Below are 14891 nucleotides of genomic sequence, written 5' to 3' on the forward strand. Positions count from 1 at the left end.
CTTGATGGCCGCGAGCTGGGTCATGGCCGCATCCGTTCTACCTTGTTGCAACAACAGTTCGGCGGCGCGCATGGCCGCCTTGGGGTGAGCATGCTCGCGGGCAAGCAGTTGCCAGCTGTCGACGGCCTTCGGCCACTCACGGGCCCCTTCCCACAATTGGGCCAGCAGTTGGCGGTTCTCGGCGTTCTGCTTCATCTGCCCCTTGGCCATGGCAGACTCCAGCAGACGGGCACCGCGATAGGGCAGTCCCTGCCAGGCATAAAGACGGATCAGCTGGTTGCGGGCAGCGCCGTCATCCATCAGTTGACGGTCGATGGCGGTTTGCAGCAGTGCCAGCGCCTGATCGCCGCGCTTGGCGGAGAGGTTGAGCGACACAGCCTGCTGCCACCACTTGCTCTCTTTCGGCTCGTAGCGGATCAGCTCTTCGGCCTGATCGGCCGCCACACCGTAGCGCTGCAGTGCGGTAAGGGCGGAGAGACGAATGATAGCGGCCTGCTTCTGCCAGCTCTTCTTCAACAGCTGTTCACTCTGACTGGCCGCCTCACCGTACTGCTTGTTGTGGTAATAGAGGCCGGCCAGACGCAGGCGCAAGGCATCGTCAGCCTGGATGGCCAAAGCCGCCTTGTAGCTAGCGATGGCACCGGACCAGTTGGATTGCTGGGCCTGGATGTCGCCGCGCAGACGCAACAACTGAAGTTGTTGCTGCTCTGGCCACTCCTTATAGGCCAGGGCCTGCTCCACGTAGCGACTCGCCAGCGCGGTCTGCTGCAGGTTGGCCGCCAGAGACGCCTGTAACTGCGCCAGCCAGGCACGCTCAGCCTCGGAACTGGGTTTGAGCACAGCAGCCTTGCTCTGTGCCTGTTGCCACTGGCCGGACTGATAGAGCTTCATCACGGGCTCCAGCTGGCGGGAGAAATGAGGGCTCACCTCCATCGCCAGACAGGCTTGGCTGACCAGGGCCAGCACACAGATCCAGATCCGCAACATGGTTATGACTCCAGTTTGAATTTGAGCGTGATGACTTGCACCAGCTTGTCGGTGGCGCCCGGTCTCGGCTGGTAGCGCCATTTGTTGATCGCCTGAATGGCCGCCCGCTCGAACTGACGCTTCGGCTTGGCCTCGACCACCTCCACATCCTGTACCCGGCCGTCTGCATCGACGTTGAAACGCAAGGTCACCGACCCTTCGATGCCGGCCTGCTGGGCTCGATAGGGATAGACCGGCTCGATCCGCTGCAGCGGCATCAAGATGTCGCCGGCACCGATCCCGACACCCTGCTGCTGGCCGTGGAAGTTGCCGCTCGCGACCGGGGTAGGGCTGGTCGCAACGCCAGGGGCATAGACCTGCACCGCACTGAGGCTGGAGACCAGATCCAGGCTCGGCTGCACCGAGGGCAGCGGGGCCGCCGCAGGCATAGGCAGCGGTGTCGAGGCCAGCGCGGCAGGCGGCTCCGGCAAGGGTTCCGGCTCCTGGGGTACCGGGCGCTCGCGCACCAGCACTTCAGTCACCTCGTTCTGCATGTTGATGACGATGGATTTCTGCTCGGCGCTCGCCTTCTCCCCTCTGGGCGGCTCCACCAGGGTGGCCATGAACAGCAGGATCCCCAGACTGAGGGCAATCCCCAGTCCCAGGCTCATCAGCTTGTATTTCATTTCGGGGCCACCGCCACGGCGATGTTGGCGATGCCTGCCGCCTTGGCTTCATCCATCACCCGTACCACCTTGCCGTGGGGCACCCGCTCGTCGGCCTGGATCACCAGACTGGCATCAGGCTGTTCCGCCAGCAGGCGGGCGATGCTGGCCTGCACCCGCTCCACGTCGATCTGCTTGCGGTCGAGGAAGATCTGCCCCTGAGCGCCGATCGCCAGCATGATGCTGGAGGACTTCTGCGCCTTGGCCTGACTGGCCTGGGGCCTGTGCACCTCGAGCCCGGCTTCGCGCACGAAGGAGGTGGTGACAATAAAGAAGATCAACATGATGAAGACGATATCCAGCATGGGGGTCATGTCGATCTGCACTTCATCGCGCTGGCGTTTGGATTGCCGTCTCATTGCATTACCTTCTCTTCTCGCAGGCCGTCCCGGGTCTTGGCCAGCGCGCGCTTGGCCTGGCTCTCGAGTCGGCTGAGTAACAACACGCCGGAGAGAGCGACCACCATGCCAGCCATGGTAGGGATGGTGGCGCGGGAGATCCCACCCGCCATGCTCTCCGGGTTAAAGCGGTTGGCCGCGGCCAACGCATCGAATACGCCTATCATGCCGGTCACTGTACCCAGCAACCCCAGCATGGGGCAGAGCACCACCAGGGTGCGGATGAAGATCAGATGACGGTTGAGCTCAAGCTCGGCCTCGGCCAGCCAGCGCCCGCGAATCGCGCGAGCGTGCCAGCTGTGGCGCTCGCTGCGGGCCTGCCAGCGGCCAAGCAGCTGACGCTGCAACGGTGCAAACCCCAGGTTGAGGTAGAGCAGCCGTTCGATCATCAGAATCCACATCAGCACCAGCAAGGCCAGAATGACCCAGAGCACCGGGCCGCCACGGCCCATGAAACTCTGCAGCTGTTGCCAGATGTCGAGCATCATGCCACCCGCTCCATCCCGTCACGGTTGCTCTCGGCCCGCTCGGCCAAAATGCCGGCCACCTGCTGCTCCAGTACGTTGGAGAGTTCGGTGAAGCGGGATTGCAGCAGGCTGTGGGCCAGGATAAGCGGAATGGCCGCCACCAGACCCTGTACCGTGGTGACCAGCGCCATGGAGATGCCGCCCGCCATGATCTTGGGATCGCCGGTGCCGAACTGGGTGATGGCCTGGAAGGTGCCGATCATCCCGGTCACGGTACCGAGCAGGCCCAGCATGGGGGCAATGGCCGCGATCACCTTGATCATACCGATACCGCGCTCCATGCGAGGGGTCTCCTGCAGGATCGCCTCGTCGAGACGCAGCTCGAGGGTCTCCATGCTCAGCTCGGGATGCTTGTCAGCCACCGTCAGCACCCGACCGAGGGCGTTGTCGGCATGATATTCGCCGCTCTTGAGCTGGCGACGAACCCGACCCAGTTCGCGGGAGAGGCTCCACAGCCGAACCCCGGCGATCCCCAGGCCGATGGCGGCCAGCAGCACGATAATGGCGCCAACCTGGCCGCCCTGCTGGACTTGCTGCCAGAAGGTGGGGGCTTGTGCCAGCATATCCAGCAGGGTGCCGTGGGAGGGATCCAGCGGCAGCGCTTCCCCCTCCTGACCCTGATAGGCGGCCGCAGCGGAGAGCACGCTGCCGGGCAGACCCAGCACCGGGCTCAGGCCTTCGGCGGTGGGCTGCAGGAACCCCTGCTCGCCAAACAGCACGAAGCTGCCGATCCGGGTCAACGTCTGCTCGCTGGCAGCCCCCTGGGCATCCAGCACCTTGCCGTCGAACTGGGCAACCCGGCCCGATTCACGGATCTCCTGCAGCAGGGTGGCGGGCAGCAGGGCGAGGGCAGCGCGATCCGGCACCTGCTTCTCCTGCGCCATGGCCTTGAGCGGGGCGAGGCGCTCGGGGTACTGGCCCTCGACGGCGGATTCGCTCAGCAGCTTGACCGCATCGCTGGCCCCCTGACGGGTCACCGCGAAGATCTCGTTCATGTCGCCGGAGGCCTGCTCCCACTGAGCATTGAGCTCCACCAGCTGCTTCTCGTTGCCGGCAAACTCGGCCGCCAGCTGCTTGCTCAGGCGCTGGGCCGCAGCCAGTTTGGCACGGGCACTGTTCAGCTCGGTGGAGACAGACGCCAGATCCTGCTGGGCCTGCTGCTCACGAGCCTGCTCCTGCTGCCGCCAGGCTTCATCGGCAACGGCAGTGGTGATGCCCAGGGAGAGGGCGATGGCGAGGGGGAACCACTTCATGGTGACGCTCATGACTGGGCCTCCTGACCACGGCTGACGGAAAGGGGGACATTCAACAACTGGGGAACCTTCTTGTCGGCAGCCATCTCCAGCGCCTCGGCGATGGGAGAGAGCCACTGGCTGTCGAGAGCCTGCCACTGTTTGCTCTGCGCAGACCAGCGCCACGCCTGGGAGCGATCGGCAGTCATCGCCAGCAGGGAGACCCGGCCCACCGCCAGCACATCGACCCGGCGCGGTGCGCCGTCCAGCGCCAGCTCGGTAGAGTAGCTATCCAACCGGCTGCCGTATTCGGCTTCAATCTGGTAGGCCTGCAGCAGCTGGCGGAACTTCTCCGCCTCGCTCACATCGGCTCGGGCCAGGGTCGCTTTCAACTGTTCAACCCGCGCCAGGCGATCTTCCTTGCGCAGCGGCATGTCATTTTGTACCAGCTGCTCCAGATCGGCCTGCATCTGCAGCATCAGCGGGATCAGGCCCTGCCGGGTCTCCTGTACCGCCTCCAGCTGCTGGCTCAGCTTGCCAAGCTCATTTTGCTGATCGGCCACCAGAGACTGCATGTAGCGGTTGTAGGCTTCCAGATCGCGCAGTTGCAGCTGGGCATTTTGCAGCTCCAGCCGGGCGGCAACGGCCGCATCGGCGGCTTTTTCCACGCGCTGCTGGGAGGCTTTCCCGGCGGCGATGCTTTTTTTCAGTTCGGGCGCAACCATATCGTCCGCAGAGGCGACGAAATGAACGGCCAATGGCAACAAGGCCAGACCCCAAATCTTTTTCATGGTACACAGTCTTAACAATGATAACTATTCTCATTGTCTCAAAGAGTCGGGCCAGTGGCAATCAGATGATTTTCTTGGCCTCTGGCCGAAAAAACAGGATACTTTTTAGACAAGCACGGGAATTACTGGCGTTGGTAGTCACAACACCATTCTAAATAACTAAAAAATGTCTTTTCGATCAGGATGATGAGTGGTCGAAAAAGGAGAGTTACATGTTTAACGATGCGATCTGGGAACACATAGATCGGTTCACCAAGGCCAAGAAAACGAGCGATATCCAGCAGCAACTGGAGCGCTTCAGCCATCAGATGGGCTTTGATTACTTTCGGCTGCTGATCATTTTTCCCATCAGCATGCAAAAGTCCCATGTGGCCTTGTTCAACAACTGTCCCACCAGCTGGTTTGACGCCTATTCGGAGCGCCACTACCTGACCCAGGATCCGGTCGTCTTCCTGGGGCTGAAGCAGACCCAGCCCATCTTCTGGAACAAGCTAGATTGCGATTCCCCCTGGTTGCCCAGTGCCAGCCGGGAGGTGATGAATCTGGCCGCCGACTTCGGGGTGAGAAACGGCGTCTCCTTCCCGCTCCACACCCCGCAGGGGGAGCACGGTATCCTCTCTTTCATCAGCAAGGAGAAGTCCAATTCCGATCTGATGTTTGAAAACGTTCCCTTGCTGTCGTTCTGCGCCAGCTACATCTTCAATTCGGCACTGCAGCTGATAAAGAGCAGACCCGAGCTGATGAAGCACCTGACCGAGCTATCGGATCGGGAGAAGGAGTGCCTGTTCTGGGCCAGCGAGGGCAAGACCTCCTGGGAGATCGCCACCATCCTCGGCATCAGCGAGCGTACCGTGAACTTCCACCTCAATCAGGTCACCAACAAGACTGACTCCAAGAACCGCAACCAGGCGATCGCCAAGAGCATCTCCAGCGGCATCATAGTGCCCTCCCTGGACGACGTGACCATCACCAACCTGCGGCTCTCATAACGGCCACTCGATCAGGCAAACAAAAAGAGCCGCAATGCGGCTCTTTTTCATTTCTGGCGACGGCTTATTCCACGGTCACGGACTTCGCCAGGTTGCGCGGCTGATCCACGTCCGTGCCCTTGATCAGGGCCACGTGGTAGGAGAGCAGCTGCAGCGGCACCGTGTAGACGATGGGGGCTATCATCTCTTCCACGTGGTTCAGGCTCATCACCCGCATGGTCTCGTCGCTCTTGAAGCCGGCGTCCGCATCGGCGAAGACGTAGAGGATACCGCCACGGGCACGCACCTCTTCCACGTTGGACTTGAGCTTCTCCAGCAGATCGTTGTTCGGCGCCACCACTATGATGGGCATCTCGGCATCGATCAGCGCCAGCGGACCGTGCTTCAACTCACCGGCGGCATAGGCCTCGGCGTGGATGTAGGAGATCTCTTTCAGCTTGAGTGCCCCTTCCATGGCGATGGGGTACTGGCTGCCGCGACCCAGGAACAGGCTGTGGTGCTTGTCGGCAAACTCTTCGGCCAGGGCCTCGATATCCTTGGCCAGCGCCAGGCTCTCCTTGATGCGCAGCGGCAGGGCCTGCAGCGCCTTGACCAGCTCGGCTTCGGCGGCGGCACTCAGGTTGCCACGGCAGTGACCGACCGAGGCCACCAGCATCAGCAGACCGGCCAGTTGGGTGGTGAACGCTTTGGTGGAAGCCACCCCGATTTCTGCCCCCGCGCGGGTCATGAAGGCCAGATCGGATTCACGCACCAGGGAGGAACCCGGCACGTTGCAGATGGCCAGGGAGCTCATGTAACCGGACTCCTTGGCCAGCCGCAGGGCCGCCAGGGTGTCGGCGGTCTCGCCGCTCTGGGACAGGGTCACCAGCAGGCTGTTGGGGCGCACCACCGACTTGCGGTAGCGGAACTCGGAGGCGATCTCCACGTCGCAGGAGACGCCGGCGATCTCTTCGAACCAGTAGCGGGCCACCATGCCGGAGTTGTAGGAGGTGCCGCAGGCCACGATCTGCACATGCTCGACCTTGTCGAAGATGGCGCGGGCGCCGTTGCCGAACGACTCGACCACGACGTGATCGCTGCCCAGGCGGCCTTCCAGGGTGTTGGTGATGGCCTTGGGCTGCTCGTAGATCTCTTTGAGCATGTAGTGGCGGTACTCGCCCTTGTCACCGGCGTCGTGGGAGAGCTCGGACTCCAGCTCCTCGCGCACCACGGCCTCGCCGTGGGTATCGAAGATGTGCACGTCGCGACGGGTCACTTCGGCCACGTCACCCTCTTCCAGGAAGATGAAGCGGCGGGTCACCGGCAGCAGCGCCATCTGGTCGGAAGCGATGAAGTTCTCGCCGATGCCGCGGCCGATCACCAGCGGGGAGCCGGAACGGGCCACCACCACGCGGCTGTCGTCACGGCTGTCCATCACCACTGTGCCGTAGGCGCCGCGCAGCTGCTTCACCGCCACCTGCATGGCAGCCAGCAGGCTGGGGGCGGATTTCAGCTCATGGTGCACCAGGTGGGCGATCACCTCGGTGTCGGTGTCGGAGCTGAACACATAGCCCAGCGCCTTCAACTCTTCCCGCAGCTCTTCATGGTTCTCGATGATGCCGTTGTGCACCACCACGATATGCTCGGAGACGTGAGGGTGGGCATTGCGCTCGGACGGTTCGCCGTGAGTGGCCCAGCGAGTGTGGGCGATGCCGGTGCCACCATGGACGGACTGCTCGTCCAGCGCCTTGGCCAGCTCGGCCACCTTGCCGAGGCGACGCACCCGCTGCAGCGGTCGATCGGCGCTGAACACGGCCACCCCGGCGGAGTCATAACCGCGGTATTCCAGACGGCGCAGGCCCTCTACCAGGATTTCAGCCACATCACGTTGGGCGACGGCCCCGACGATGCCACACATAGACTTCTCCTTGAAACGTAAGACGTTAATTCGGTTCGATAATGGTTTGTTCAAGTCACACGGCCACGGGGGCGCAAATCAGCAGGATCCCCCTGGCCCGGATCTGTTCTCTGGCCTCGCTGGCCAACCCCTCGTCGGTCACCAGGGTATGGATGCCGGACCAGGGCAGCTCGAGGTTCGGGATCTTGCGGCCTATCTTCTCCGACTCCACCATGACGATGACCTCCCGCGACACCTCGGCCATGACCCGGGAGAGACCCACCAGCTCGTTGAAGGTGGTGGTGCCTCGCTCAGGGTCTATGCCGTCGGCGCCGATAAACAGCTGGTCGAAGTCATAGGAGCGCAGCACCTGCTCCGCCACCTGGCCCTGGAAGGATTCGGAGTGGGGATCCCAGGTGCCGCCTGTCATCAGCAGGGTGGGTTCGTTCTCCAGCTCGCGCAGGGCGCCGGCCACGTTGAGGGAGTTGGTCATGACGATAAGGCCGCGCTTGCTGCTCAGCATGGGGATCATGGCGCTGGTGGTGCTGCCGCTGTCGATGATGATGCGATTGTGATCGCGGATCCGTTCGGCGGCGGCGCGGGCGATGGCCAGCTTTCGTTTCGAAATCTGATCCGGGTTGCTGTCCACCACCATCTCGCTGGGCAGGGGAACGGCACCGCCGTAGCGACGCAGCAACAGGCCACCGGTCTCCAGCACCGCCAGATCCTTGCGGATGGTCACTTCCGAGGTGGAGAAGTGTTTGGCCAGGGCGTCGACACTGACTTCACCCTGTTCCTGTACCAGGCTCACTATGGTGTGGCGACGCTGTTGAGTGTTGCGTTTGGTCATCGTTAAGTTTCGATTCGAAAGAATGGCGAAATATTAATGCCTTTTCGGGAAAAATCAAACGGCAAATAGGATCCGATTTGCTTCGATGCCAGAATGGGCAAGACGATTTGCGACGAGGACGCCATGCAAAAACGAGTCATCTGGCTGGTGGAAGACGAGACCAGCATCGCCGACACCCTGATCTACGCCCTGCAGACCGACGGTTTCGAGGTGGAGTGGTTCCCCCTCGGACAGCCGTTGCTGGCGCGACTGGAACAGACGCGACCGGATTTTTTGCTCTTGGATGTGGGACTGCCGGACATCGGCGGTTTCGAGCTGTGCAAGCGGGTGCGGGCACTGACCGATATTCCCCTGATGTTTCTCACCGCCCGCAGCGAGGAGATAGACAGGCTGATCGGTCTGGAGATAGGGGCAGACGACTATGTGGCCAAGCCCTTCTCGCCCCGCGAGGTGTGCGCCAGGGTGCGGGTCATCCTGCGCCGCAGCCAGCCCAGCGCTCCCCAACCGAGCCAGCTGCTGGTGCTGGATGAGGAGCGGGCCCGCATCTGCTTCCACGGCCAGCCGCTGGCGCTCACCCGCTACGAATACCTGCTGCTCAAGACCCTGATGCTGGCGCCGGGCCGGGTCTATTCCCGCCAGCAGCTGATGGACCTGGTGTGGAGCGGGGCGGAGGAGAGCCTGGATCGCACCGTGGACACCCATATCAAGACCCTGCGCGCCAAGCTGCGGGAGCGGGACCCTGACGCCAACCTGATCCTGACCCACCGCGGGCTGGGCTACAGCCTGGAGCTGGCATGAACATGCTGCTGTCGTGCAGCGGCCGGGAGCCGACATGAGAATTGGATTGCAACTGCTGTGCGGGCTGGTGCTGATCTTCGCCCTGGCCGCCTGGTTCGTGCTGGAGATCTTCGTCGAGGAGATAAAACCCGGGGTGCGCAGCGCCACCGAAGATACCCTGGTCGACATGGCCCAGATGCTGGCGCCGCTGGCACTGGACGACATGCAGGAAGGGAAGATGGCGGATGGCAGGCTGGCCAGCGCCTTCGCCCGCCTCAACCAGAGCCCCATCAACGCCCTGATCGACGGTCACCTCAAGCAGCAGGCGGAGTACCGCATCTATGTGGTCGACCGCTGGGGCAAGGTGGTCTACGACTCGGACGGGGTGGATCTCGGCAAGGACTACTCGCGCTGGAACGACGTCTATCTGACCCTGCGGGGCGAATATGGCGCCCGCAGCACCCGCAGCGATCCGGACGACCCCGCCAGCTCGGTAATGCACGTGGCCGCCCCGCTGCGGGAAGGGGACGCGATCCTCGGCTCCCTCACCGTCGCCAAGCCCAACCGCACCCTGCTGCCCATGATAGAGCGCAGCGAACACCAGCTGCTACAGGGGGCGGCCCTGCTGCTGTTCATCTCGCTGCTCATCGGCGCCCTGCTGGTGTGGTGGCTCAACCGCGCCATCGGCAAGCTGGTGCACTACGCCGATGCGGTCAGCCAGGGGCAGCCTGCCAGCCTGCCGCGCCTCTACAGTCCGGAGCTGGATCGGCTCGGCCGATCCCTGGAAACCATGCGCCGCCAGCTGGACGGCAAGGCCTACATCGAAGCCTATGTCCACAGCCTGACCCACGAGCTCAAGAGCCCGCTGGCGGCCATTCGCGGGGCAGGGGAGATCCTGGCCGAGGCACCGCCACCCGAGGTGGCAAAGCGTTTTATCGGCAACATCAATCTGGAGACGGCCCGCATGCAGCAGCTGATAGAGCGGATGCTGCAGCTGGCCAAACTGGAGTCGGGGCAGGGGCTGGACAGACAATCAGTCGAGCCGGCCCGACTGGGCAGACGGGCGCTCGACGCCCGCCAGATAGTTGCAGCCCGTCGCCATGTGGCCCTGACGGCAGAGCTCGCCGACGCCCCCAGGCAGAAGTGGGATCCCCTGCTGGTGGAGCAGGCCCTCGGCAACCTGCTGGACAACGCCCTCGACTTCTCACCCGCCGGGGGTCAGATCCGGCTGAACGGCGCCATGGAGCAGGGGGGCTACTGCTTCCGGGTGCGGGATCAGGGACCAGGTATTCCCGACTTTGCGCTGCCCAGGATTTTCGAGCGCTTCTATTCGCTGCCCAGACCAGACAAGGGCAAGAGCAGCGGCCTCGGGCTCAGCTTCGCCACTGAGGTGGCGCGCCAGCACGGCGGCCGGCTGACCCTTGCCAACCAGCCGGACGGCGGCGTGCTGGCAGAGCTCTGGCTGCCCGGCAACTGAGGGCACTTCACACTGAGCACACAGAGCCGGGCTAAGCTGCGCCTCCTCGATGACGACCTTCCCCGTCGATGCGCATTCCCATGAATCAAGGAGAGAGTGATGCCCCGTATGCTGTTGTCCGGCCTGCTTGCCGCCGGCCTCTTCTGTGCCCTGCCCGCCAGCGCCGCCTCTGGTTGCATGCTGTTTGCCGATGCCACCGGCAAACCCCTCAGCACCCAGGGGGAGTGTGCCGCCCAGTTGACCCCGGCCTCCACCTTCAAGATCCCGCTGGCCCTGATGGGCTATGACAGCGGCTTCCTGGTGGATGAACAGCTGCCCGCCCTGCCGTTCAAACCCGGTGACCCTGACTTCCTGCCGGTGTGGAAGCAGACCACCACCCCAAGCCGCTGGATGCAATTCTCGGTCATCTGGTACTCACAGCGCCTCACCGAGTGGCTGGGAGAGGCGCGCTTCCAGCACTATGTCGACCGCTTCGACTACGGCAACCGGGATCTCTCGGGCAACCCGGGCAAGCACGACGGTCTGACCCAGGCCTGGCTCAGCTCCAGCCTCGCCATCAGCCCCCAGGAGCAGGCCCGCTTCCTCGGCAAGATGGTGAGCGGCAAGCTGCCGGTCTCCGCCCAGACCCTGCGCCATACCGCCAACCTGATGCGTCAACCCGGCATCGACGGTTGGCAGATCCACGGCAAGACCGGCATGGGTTACCCCAAGCTGCTGGATGGCAGTCTGGACAGGGAGCAGCAGATCGGCTGGTTCGTCGGCTGGGCCAGCAAGCAGGACAAGAAGCTCATCTTCGTCCACACCGTCATCCAGAAGCCGGGTAAACAGTTTGCCTCCCTGAAGGCCAGGGACGAGGTATTTGCCGCCCTGCCGGTCGAGCTGAAGAAGTTGTAATGCCAACAAGAACCGGCGCCTGGCGCCGGTTTTTTTACCCCCTTCACCACCCCTTCACACAGCCCCACCTTCCCTTCACCCGACCCCGGCACACTCCCTTTCAACCACAAGGAGATGAGTCATGGTCAAACAGATTTTCAACCACAAGATCTTTCTGCTGCTGTTGCTCAGCCTGCTGCTGATGGTGCCGGTGCAATCCATCATGGAGCTGAACCGGGAGCGCCAGGCTTATCGCTCAGAAGCCATCCAGCAAATCATGGCCAGCACCAGCGGGCCGCAACGGCTGCTGGGGCCGATCGTGGTACAGCCGTACACAAGCGAGAACATCCTGATCGATGGTGAGGAATCCCGGCGAGAAGTGGAAACCCTCTATCGCTACCTCCTACCGGAACAGCTGGATGCTACTGTCGACATGGAAGTTACTCCGCGCAAACTGGGGATTTACCAAGCCCAACCATATCAGGCCAACGTCACTCTGACCGGTCAATTACCTTCGCTCCCTGATTGGCAACCTCCGCGCAACAGCCTACCCGGCCAGCCCTATCTCAGCCTGGTCGTCTCCGATGCCCGCGGCATCACCCAGATCCCGGCCATCACCCTCGCCAACGAACCACTGGCCGTCATCCCAGGAGCCCGCCTTGGCACCTTGTCCGGCGTGCATGTCCCGCTGACGACCAAACAACAGCAAGGAGGGTGTTTCGAGGTAAGGTTTTCCCTGCAGGGCATGGAGAAATTCTCCCTGATCCCGATAGGCCGTGACAGCAAGCTGACCCTCTCTGGTAACTGGCCTCATCCCAATTTTCTCGGTGACTTCCTGCCGACCAGCCGCAAGGTACAAGAGAAAGGATTCAACGCTCACTGGCAGACCAGCTGGTTTGCCACTGATATGGAAAATCAGTTCCACGACTCAATCTTCGGGCCCTCAGAAAAGCTGCCTAGTTTCAGCGTCAGCCTGGTGCAGCCGGTGGATCACTACCAGCTTAACGAGCGGGCCGCCAAGTATGCCCTGCTGTTCATCGGCCTCACCTTCCTCAGCTTCTTCATGTTCGAGCTGCTCAGGGGGCTGCGGGTGCACCCGATCCAGTACGCCCTGGTGGGCATGGGGCTGGCCATCTTCTATCTGGTGCTGCTGGCGCTGACCGAGCATCTGGGCTTTGCCTGGGCCTATCTCATTGCCGCCCTGGCCAGCGTGGCCCTCAACGGCTTCTACCTGAGTCATGTGCTGGGCGGTCCGAAACAGGGCATGGGATTCGCCGCCCTGCTCGGGCTGGTCTACGCCATCCTGTTCGGCTTGCTGCAGGCCGAGGAGACAGCCCTGCTGCTCGGCGCCCTGCTGCTGTTCGCCATACTGACGCTGGTCATGGTGCTGACCCGCAAGCTGGACTGGTACCGGGTGATGAGCCGCCCGGACGACCAAATCCCCGCAGCTGAACAGGCAGACTGAAAACAAAACCGGCGCCATCAGGCGCCGGTTTGCATTTCATTGATCGGGCATCACTTCTTCTTGACCGGGCGGGCCCAGTTCTGGATGTGACGCTGGGGCACCCGGGTGATCACCAGCTCGTTCTCCGCCACGTCCTTGGTGATGGTCGAACCCGCCCCCAGGGTCGCCCCCTTGCCGATGCGCACCGGCGCCACCAGCTGGGTATCGGAGCCGACAAAGACGTCGTCCTCGATGATGGTCTGGAACTTGTTCACCCCGTCGTAGTTGCAGGTGATGGTGCCGGCACCGATATTCACCTTGGCACCGATCTCCGCATCTCCCAGATAGGTGAGGTGACCGCACTTGGAGCCCACCCCGAGGCGCGCCTTCTTCATCTCGACGAAGTTGCCGACGTGGGCATCCTGCTCCAGCACGGCGCCCGGGCGCAGACGGGTGAAGGGACCGACCGAGCACTGATCCGCGATCTGTGCCCCTTCGATGACGGAGTAGGGTTTCACCTCGGTGTGGTCGCCAATCACGCAATCCTTCAGCACGCTGCCGGCCCCGATGCGCACGTGATTGCCGAGCACCACCTTGCCTTCGATGATGACGTTGACGTCGATCACCACCTCTTCCCCGATCTCCAGGGTGCCCCGCAGATCGAAACGGGCCGGATCGATCAGGGTGGCGCCGGCGATCATCAGCTTCTCGGCCTGCATCTGCTGGTAACTGCGCTCGAGCTGGGCCAGCTGCACCCGGTTGTTGGCTCCTTCCACTTCCATGGCGTCGTCCGGGTGGACGGCGGCGATGGGGCAGTTGTCGGCATGGGCCATGGCAATCACGTCAGTCAGATAGAACTCGCCCTGGGCATTCTTGTTGTCCAGACGCGACAGCCAGCTGCGCAGCTGGCCGCCGTTCGCCACCAGCACGCCGGTGTTCACCTCGCGGATGGCGAGCTGCTCGGCGTTGGCATCCTTCTGCTCGACAATGCCAACCACCTGACCATGTTCCCGCACGATGCGGCCATAGCCGGTCGGGTTGTCCAGCACCACGGTCAGCAGCGCCATGCCGTCGTCGGCCTTGGCGGCCAGCAGCCGTTGCAGGGTCTCGGGCTGGATCAGCGGGGTATCGCCGTAGAGCACCAGCACGTCGTCCTCATCCTTCCAGAAGGGGATGGCCTGGGCGACGGCGTGACCGGTTCCCAGCTGCTGGGCCTGCAGTACCCAGTTCACATCTTCCGCGACGATCCGCTCCTTCAGCAGCTCGGCACCGTGGCCATAGACCAGATGCAGCTGTTCGGCACCGATCTGGCGAGCGGTATCGATCACATGGGAGACCATGGGCTTGTTGGCCACGGGGTGCAGCACCTTGGGGAGAACAGAACGCATACGAGTACCTTTACCCGCAGCCAGGATCACGACATTGAGAGACATAGCTAGCCTTTGAAACAGGTGGAAATGCTGGGCGGAGTCTATCCAACGGGCAAAAAAAAAGCGACCCGAAGGTCGCTTTTTGCATCACCGTGATTAGCGGTAATTCTTTTTGACGATATCGATAACCCGCAGCTGGGCCATCGCTTTGGCCAGCTCGGCAGACGCCTGAGCGTAGTCGATATCACCATGGGAGCTGTTGATCCGCTCTTCGGCGCGACGCTTGGCTTCCTGGGCTTTCGCCTCATCCAGGTCGTCGGCACGAATGGCGGTATCGGCCAGCACGGTCACGGCTTCGGGTTGTACTTCCAGCATGCCGCCGGAGATGTACAGCACCTCTTCGCTACCATTTTGCTTGATCAAGCGGACCAGGCCCGGCTTGATGGCAGTCAGCAACGGAGCATGACCGTGGCGGAGACCCAGCTCACCTTCGGAGCCTGATACCTGGGCAGATTGCACCCGACCGGAAAACAGTTTCCCTTCGGCGCTCACCACATCCAGGTGAAAGGAGATCATCTCAGCCATGGGCCCTCCTA

Annotated in this window: 15 protein-coding genes (1 of these 15 only partly in view); 5 read left to right on the forward strand and 10 right to left on the reverse strand. The window is 62.7% G+C overall.

The window, feature by feature from the left end:
- The 6 genes in view from R2B70_RS19960 to R2B70_RS19985 are tightly spaced (at most 2 nt apart) and all read right to left on the reverse strand, a layout consistent with a single transcriptional unit that may run on beyond the window.
- On the reverse strand, positions 1-987 hold the 5' portion of the coding sequence (locus R2B70_RS19960) for a tetratricopeptide repeat protein (RefSeq protein ID WP_318162307.1). Its footprint begins 192 nt before the window's first position; 987 of the gene's 1179 nt are visible here — the first part of the coding sequence; it begins with the start codon at positions 985-987; the stop codon falls past the left edge of the window.
- 2 nt (positions 988-989) lie between these two features.
- The gene (locus R2B70_RS19965; RefSeq protein WP_318162308.1) at positions 990-1652 is read right to left on the reverse strand and encodes a TonB family protein; all 663 of its coding nucleotides are present in this window, start codon (positions 1650-1652) and stop codon (positions 990-992) included.
- Complete coding sequence (locus R2B70_RS19970; protein WP_005321875.1) at positions 1649-2050, reverse strand: ExbD/TolR family protein; 402 nt, start codon at positions 2048-2050, stop codon at positions 1649-1651. The genes R2B70_RS19965 and R2B70_RS19970 overlap by 4 nt, the downstream gene beginning before the upstream one ends.
- Positions 2047-2577, reverse strand: a complete 531-nt coding sequence (locus R2B70_RS19975; protein WP_005307253.1) for a MotA/TolQ/ExbB proton channel family protein — start codon at positions 2575-2577, stop codon at positions 2047-2049. Before R2B70_RS19975 ends, R2B70_RS19970 begins: the two co-directional genes overlap by 4 nt.
- On the reverse strand, positions 2574-3881 hold the full coding sequence (locus tag R2B70_RS19980; protein WP_318162309.1) for a MotA/TolQ/ExbB proton channel family protein: 1308 nt from the start codon (positions 3879-3881) through the stop codon (positions 2574-2576). Before R2B70_RS19980 ends, R2B70_RS19975 begins: the two co-directional genes overlap by 4 nt.
- Complete coding sequence (locus tag R2B70_RS19985) at positions 3878-4639, reverse strand: DUF3450 domain-containing protein (RefSeq protein WP_318162310.1); 762 nt, start codon at positions 4637-4639, stop codon at positions 3878-3880. Before R2B70_RS19985 ends, R2B70_RS19980 begins: the two co-directional genes overlap by 4 nt.
- A 212-nt stretch (positions 4640-4851) precedes the next feature.
- Between R2B70_RS19985 and R2B70_RS19990 the strand changes: the two genes are divergently transcribed.
- A complete protein-coding gene (locus R2B70_RS19990) occupies positions 4852-5628 on the forward strand; it encodes a LuxR family transcriptional regulator (RefSeq protein WP_318162311.1) in 777 nt (258 codons plus the stop codon).
- Positions 5629-5692: 64 nt separating this feature from the next.
- Here the strand turns inward: R2B70_RS19990 and glmS are convergent, their stop codons facing one another.
- Positions 5693-7525 carry a glutamine--fructose-6-phosphate transaminase (isomerizing) gene (glmS, locus tag R2B70_RS19995; RefSeq protein ID WP_318162312.1) on the reverse strand — a complete coding sequence of 611 codons (1833 nt, stop codon included), beginning with the start codon at positions 7523-7525 and terminating at the stop codon, positions 5693-5695.
- A gap of 55 nt (positions 7526-7580) precedes the next feature.
- A complete protein-coding gene (locus R2B70_RS20000; RefSeq protein ID WP_318162313.1) occupies positions 7581-8354 on the reverse strand; it encodes a DeoR/GlpR family DNA-binding transcription regulator in 774 nt (257 codons plus the stop codon).
- Positions 8355-8477: 123 nt separating this feature from the next.
- On the opposite strand from R2B70_RS20000, the gene blrA reads away from it, so the two are divergent.
- From blrA to creD, 4 genes are all read left to right on the forward strand, one after another.
- Positions 8478-9152, forward strand: coding sequence for a beta-lactam response regulator transcription factor BlrA (gene blrA / locus R2B70_RS20005; protein ID WP_318162314.1), 675 nt, complete (start codon positions 8478-8480; stop codon positions 9150-9152).
- Between the two features lie 34 nt (positions 9153-9186).
- Positions 9187-10608 (forward strand): beta-lactam sensor histidine kinase BlrB, encoded by a 1422-nt coding sequence (gene blrB / locus R2B70_RS20010; protein ID WP_318162315.1) that lies wholly within the window; start codon positions 9187-9189, stop codon positions 10606-10608.
- A gap of 99 nt (positions 10609-10707) precedes the next feature.
- The gene (gene blaOXA, locus R2B70_RS20015; RefSeq protein ID WP_216991366.1) at positions 10708-11502 is read left to right on the forward strand and encodes a class D beta-lactamase; all 795 of its coding nucleotides are present in this window, start codon (positions 10708-10710) and stop codon (positions 11500-11502) included.
- 121 nt (positions 11503-11623) lie between these two features.
- Entirely contained in the window at positions 11624-12946 is a 1323-nt protein-coding gene (gene creD, locus R2B70_RS20020) for a cell envelope integrity protein CreD (RefSeq protein WP_318162316.1), read from the forward strand.
- A gap of 50 nt (positions 12947-12996) precedes the next feature.
- Here creD and glmU read toward each other — a convergent pair whose 3' ends face one another.
- Together glmU and R2B70_RS20030 are read right to left on the reverse strand one after the other, a co-directional pair.
- Complete coding sequence (gene glmU, locus R2B70_RS20025; RefSeq protein ID WP_318162317.1) at positions 12997-14358, reverse strand: bifunctional UDP-N-acetylglucosamine diphosphorylase/glucosamine-1-phosphate N-acetyltransferase GlmU; 1362 nt, start codon at positions 14356-14358, stop codon at positions 12997-12999.
- Positions 14359-14451: 93 nt separating this feature from the next.
- Positions 14452-14880 (reverse strand): F0F1 ATP synthase subunit epsilon, encoded by a 429-nt coding sequence (locus R2B70_RS20030; RefSeq protein WP_010672259.1) that lies wholly within the window; start codon positions 14878-14880, stop codon positions 14452-14454.
- Between the last annotated feature and the right edge of the window lie 11 nt (positions 14881-14891).

Origin of the sequence: Aeromonas sp. XH, from assembly GCF_033348475.1 — a bacterium.
Taxonomy (GTDB): domain Bacteria; phylum Pseudomonadota; class Gammaproteobacteria; order Enterobacterales; family Aeromonadaceae; genus Aeromonas; species Aeromonas sanarellii.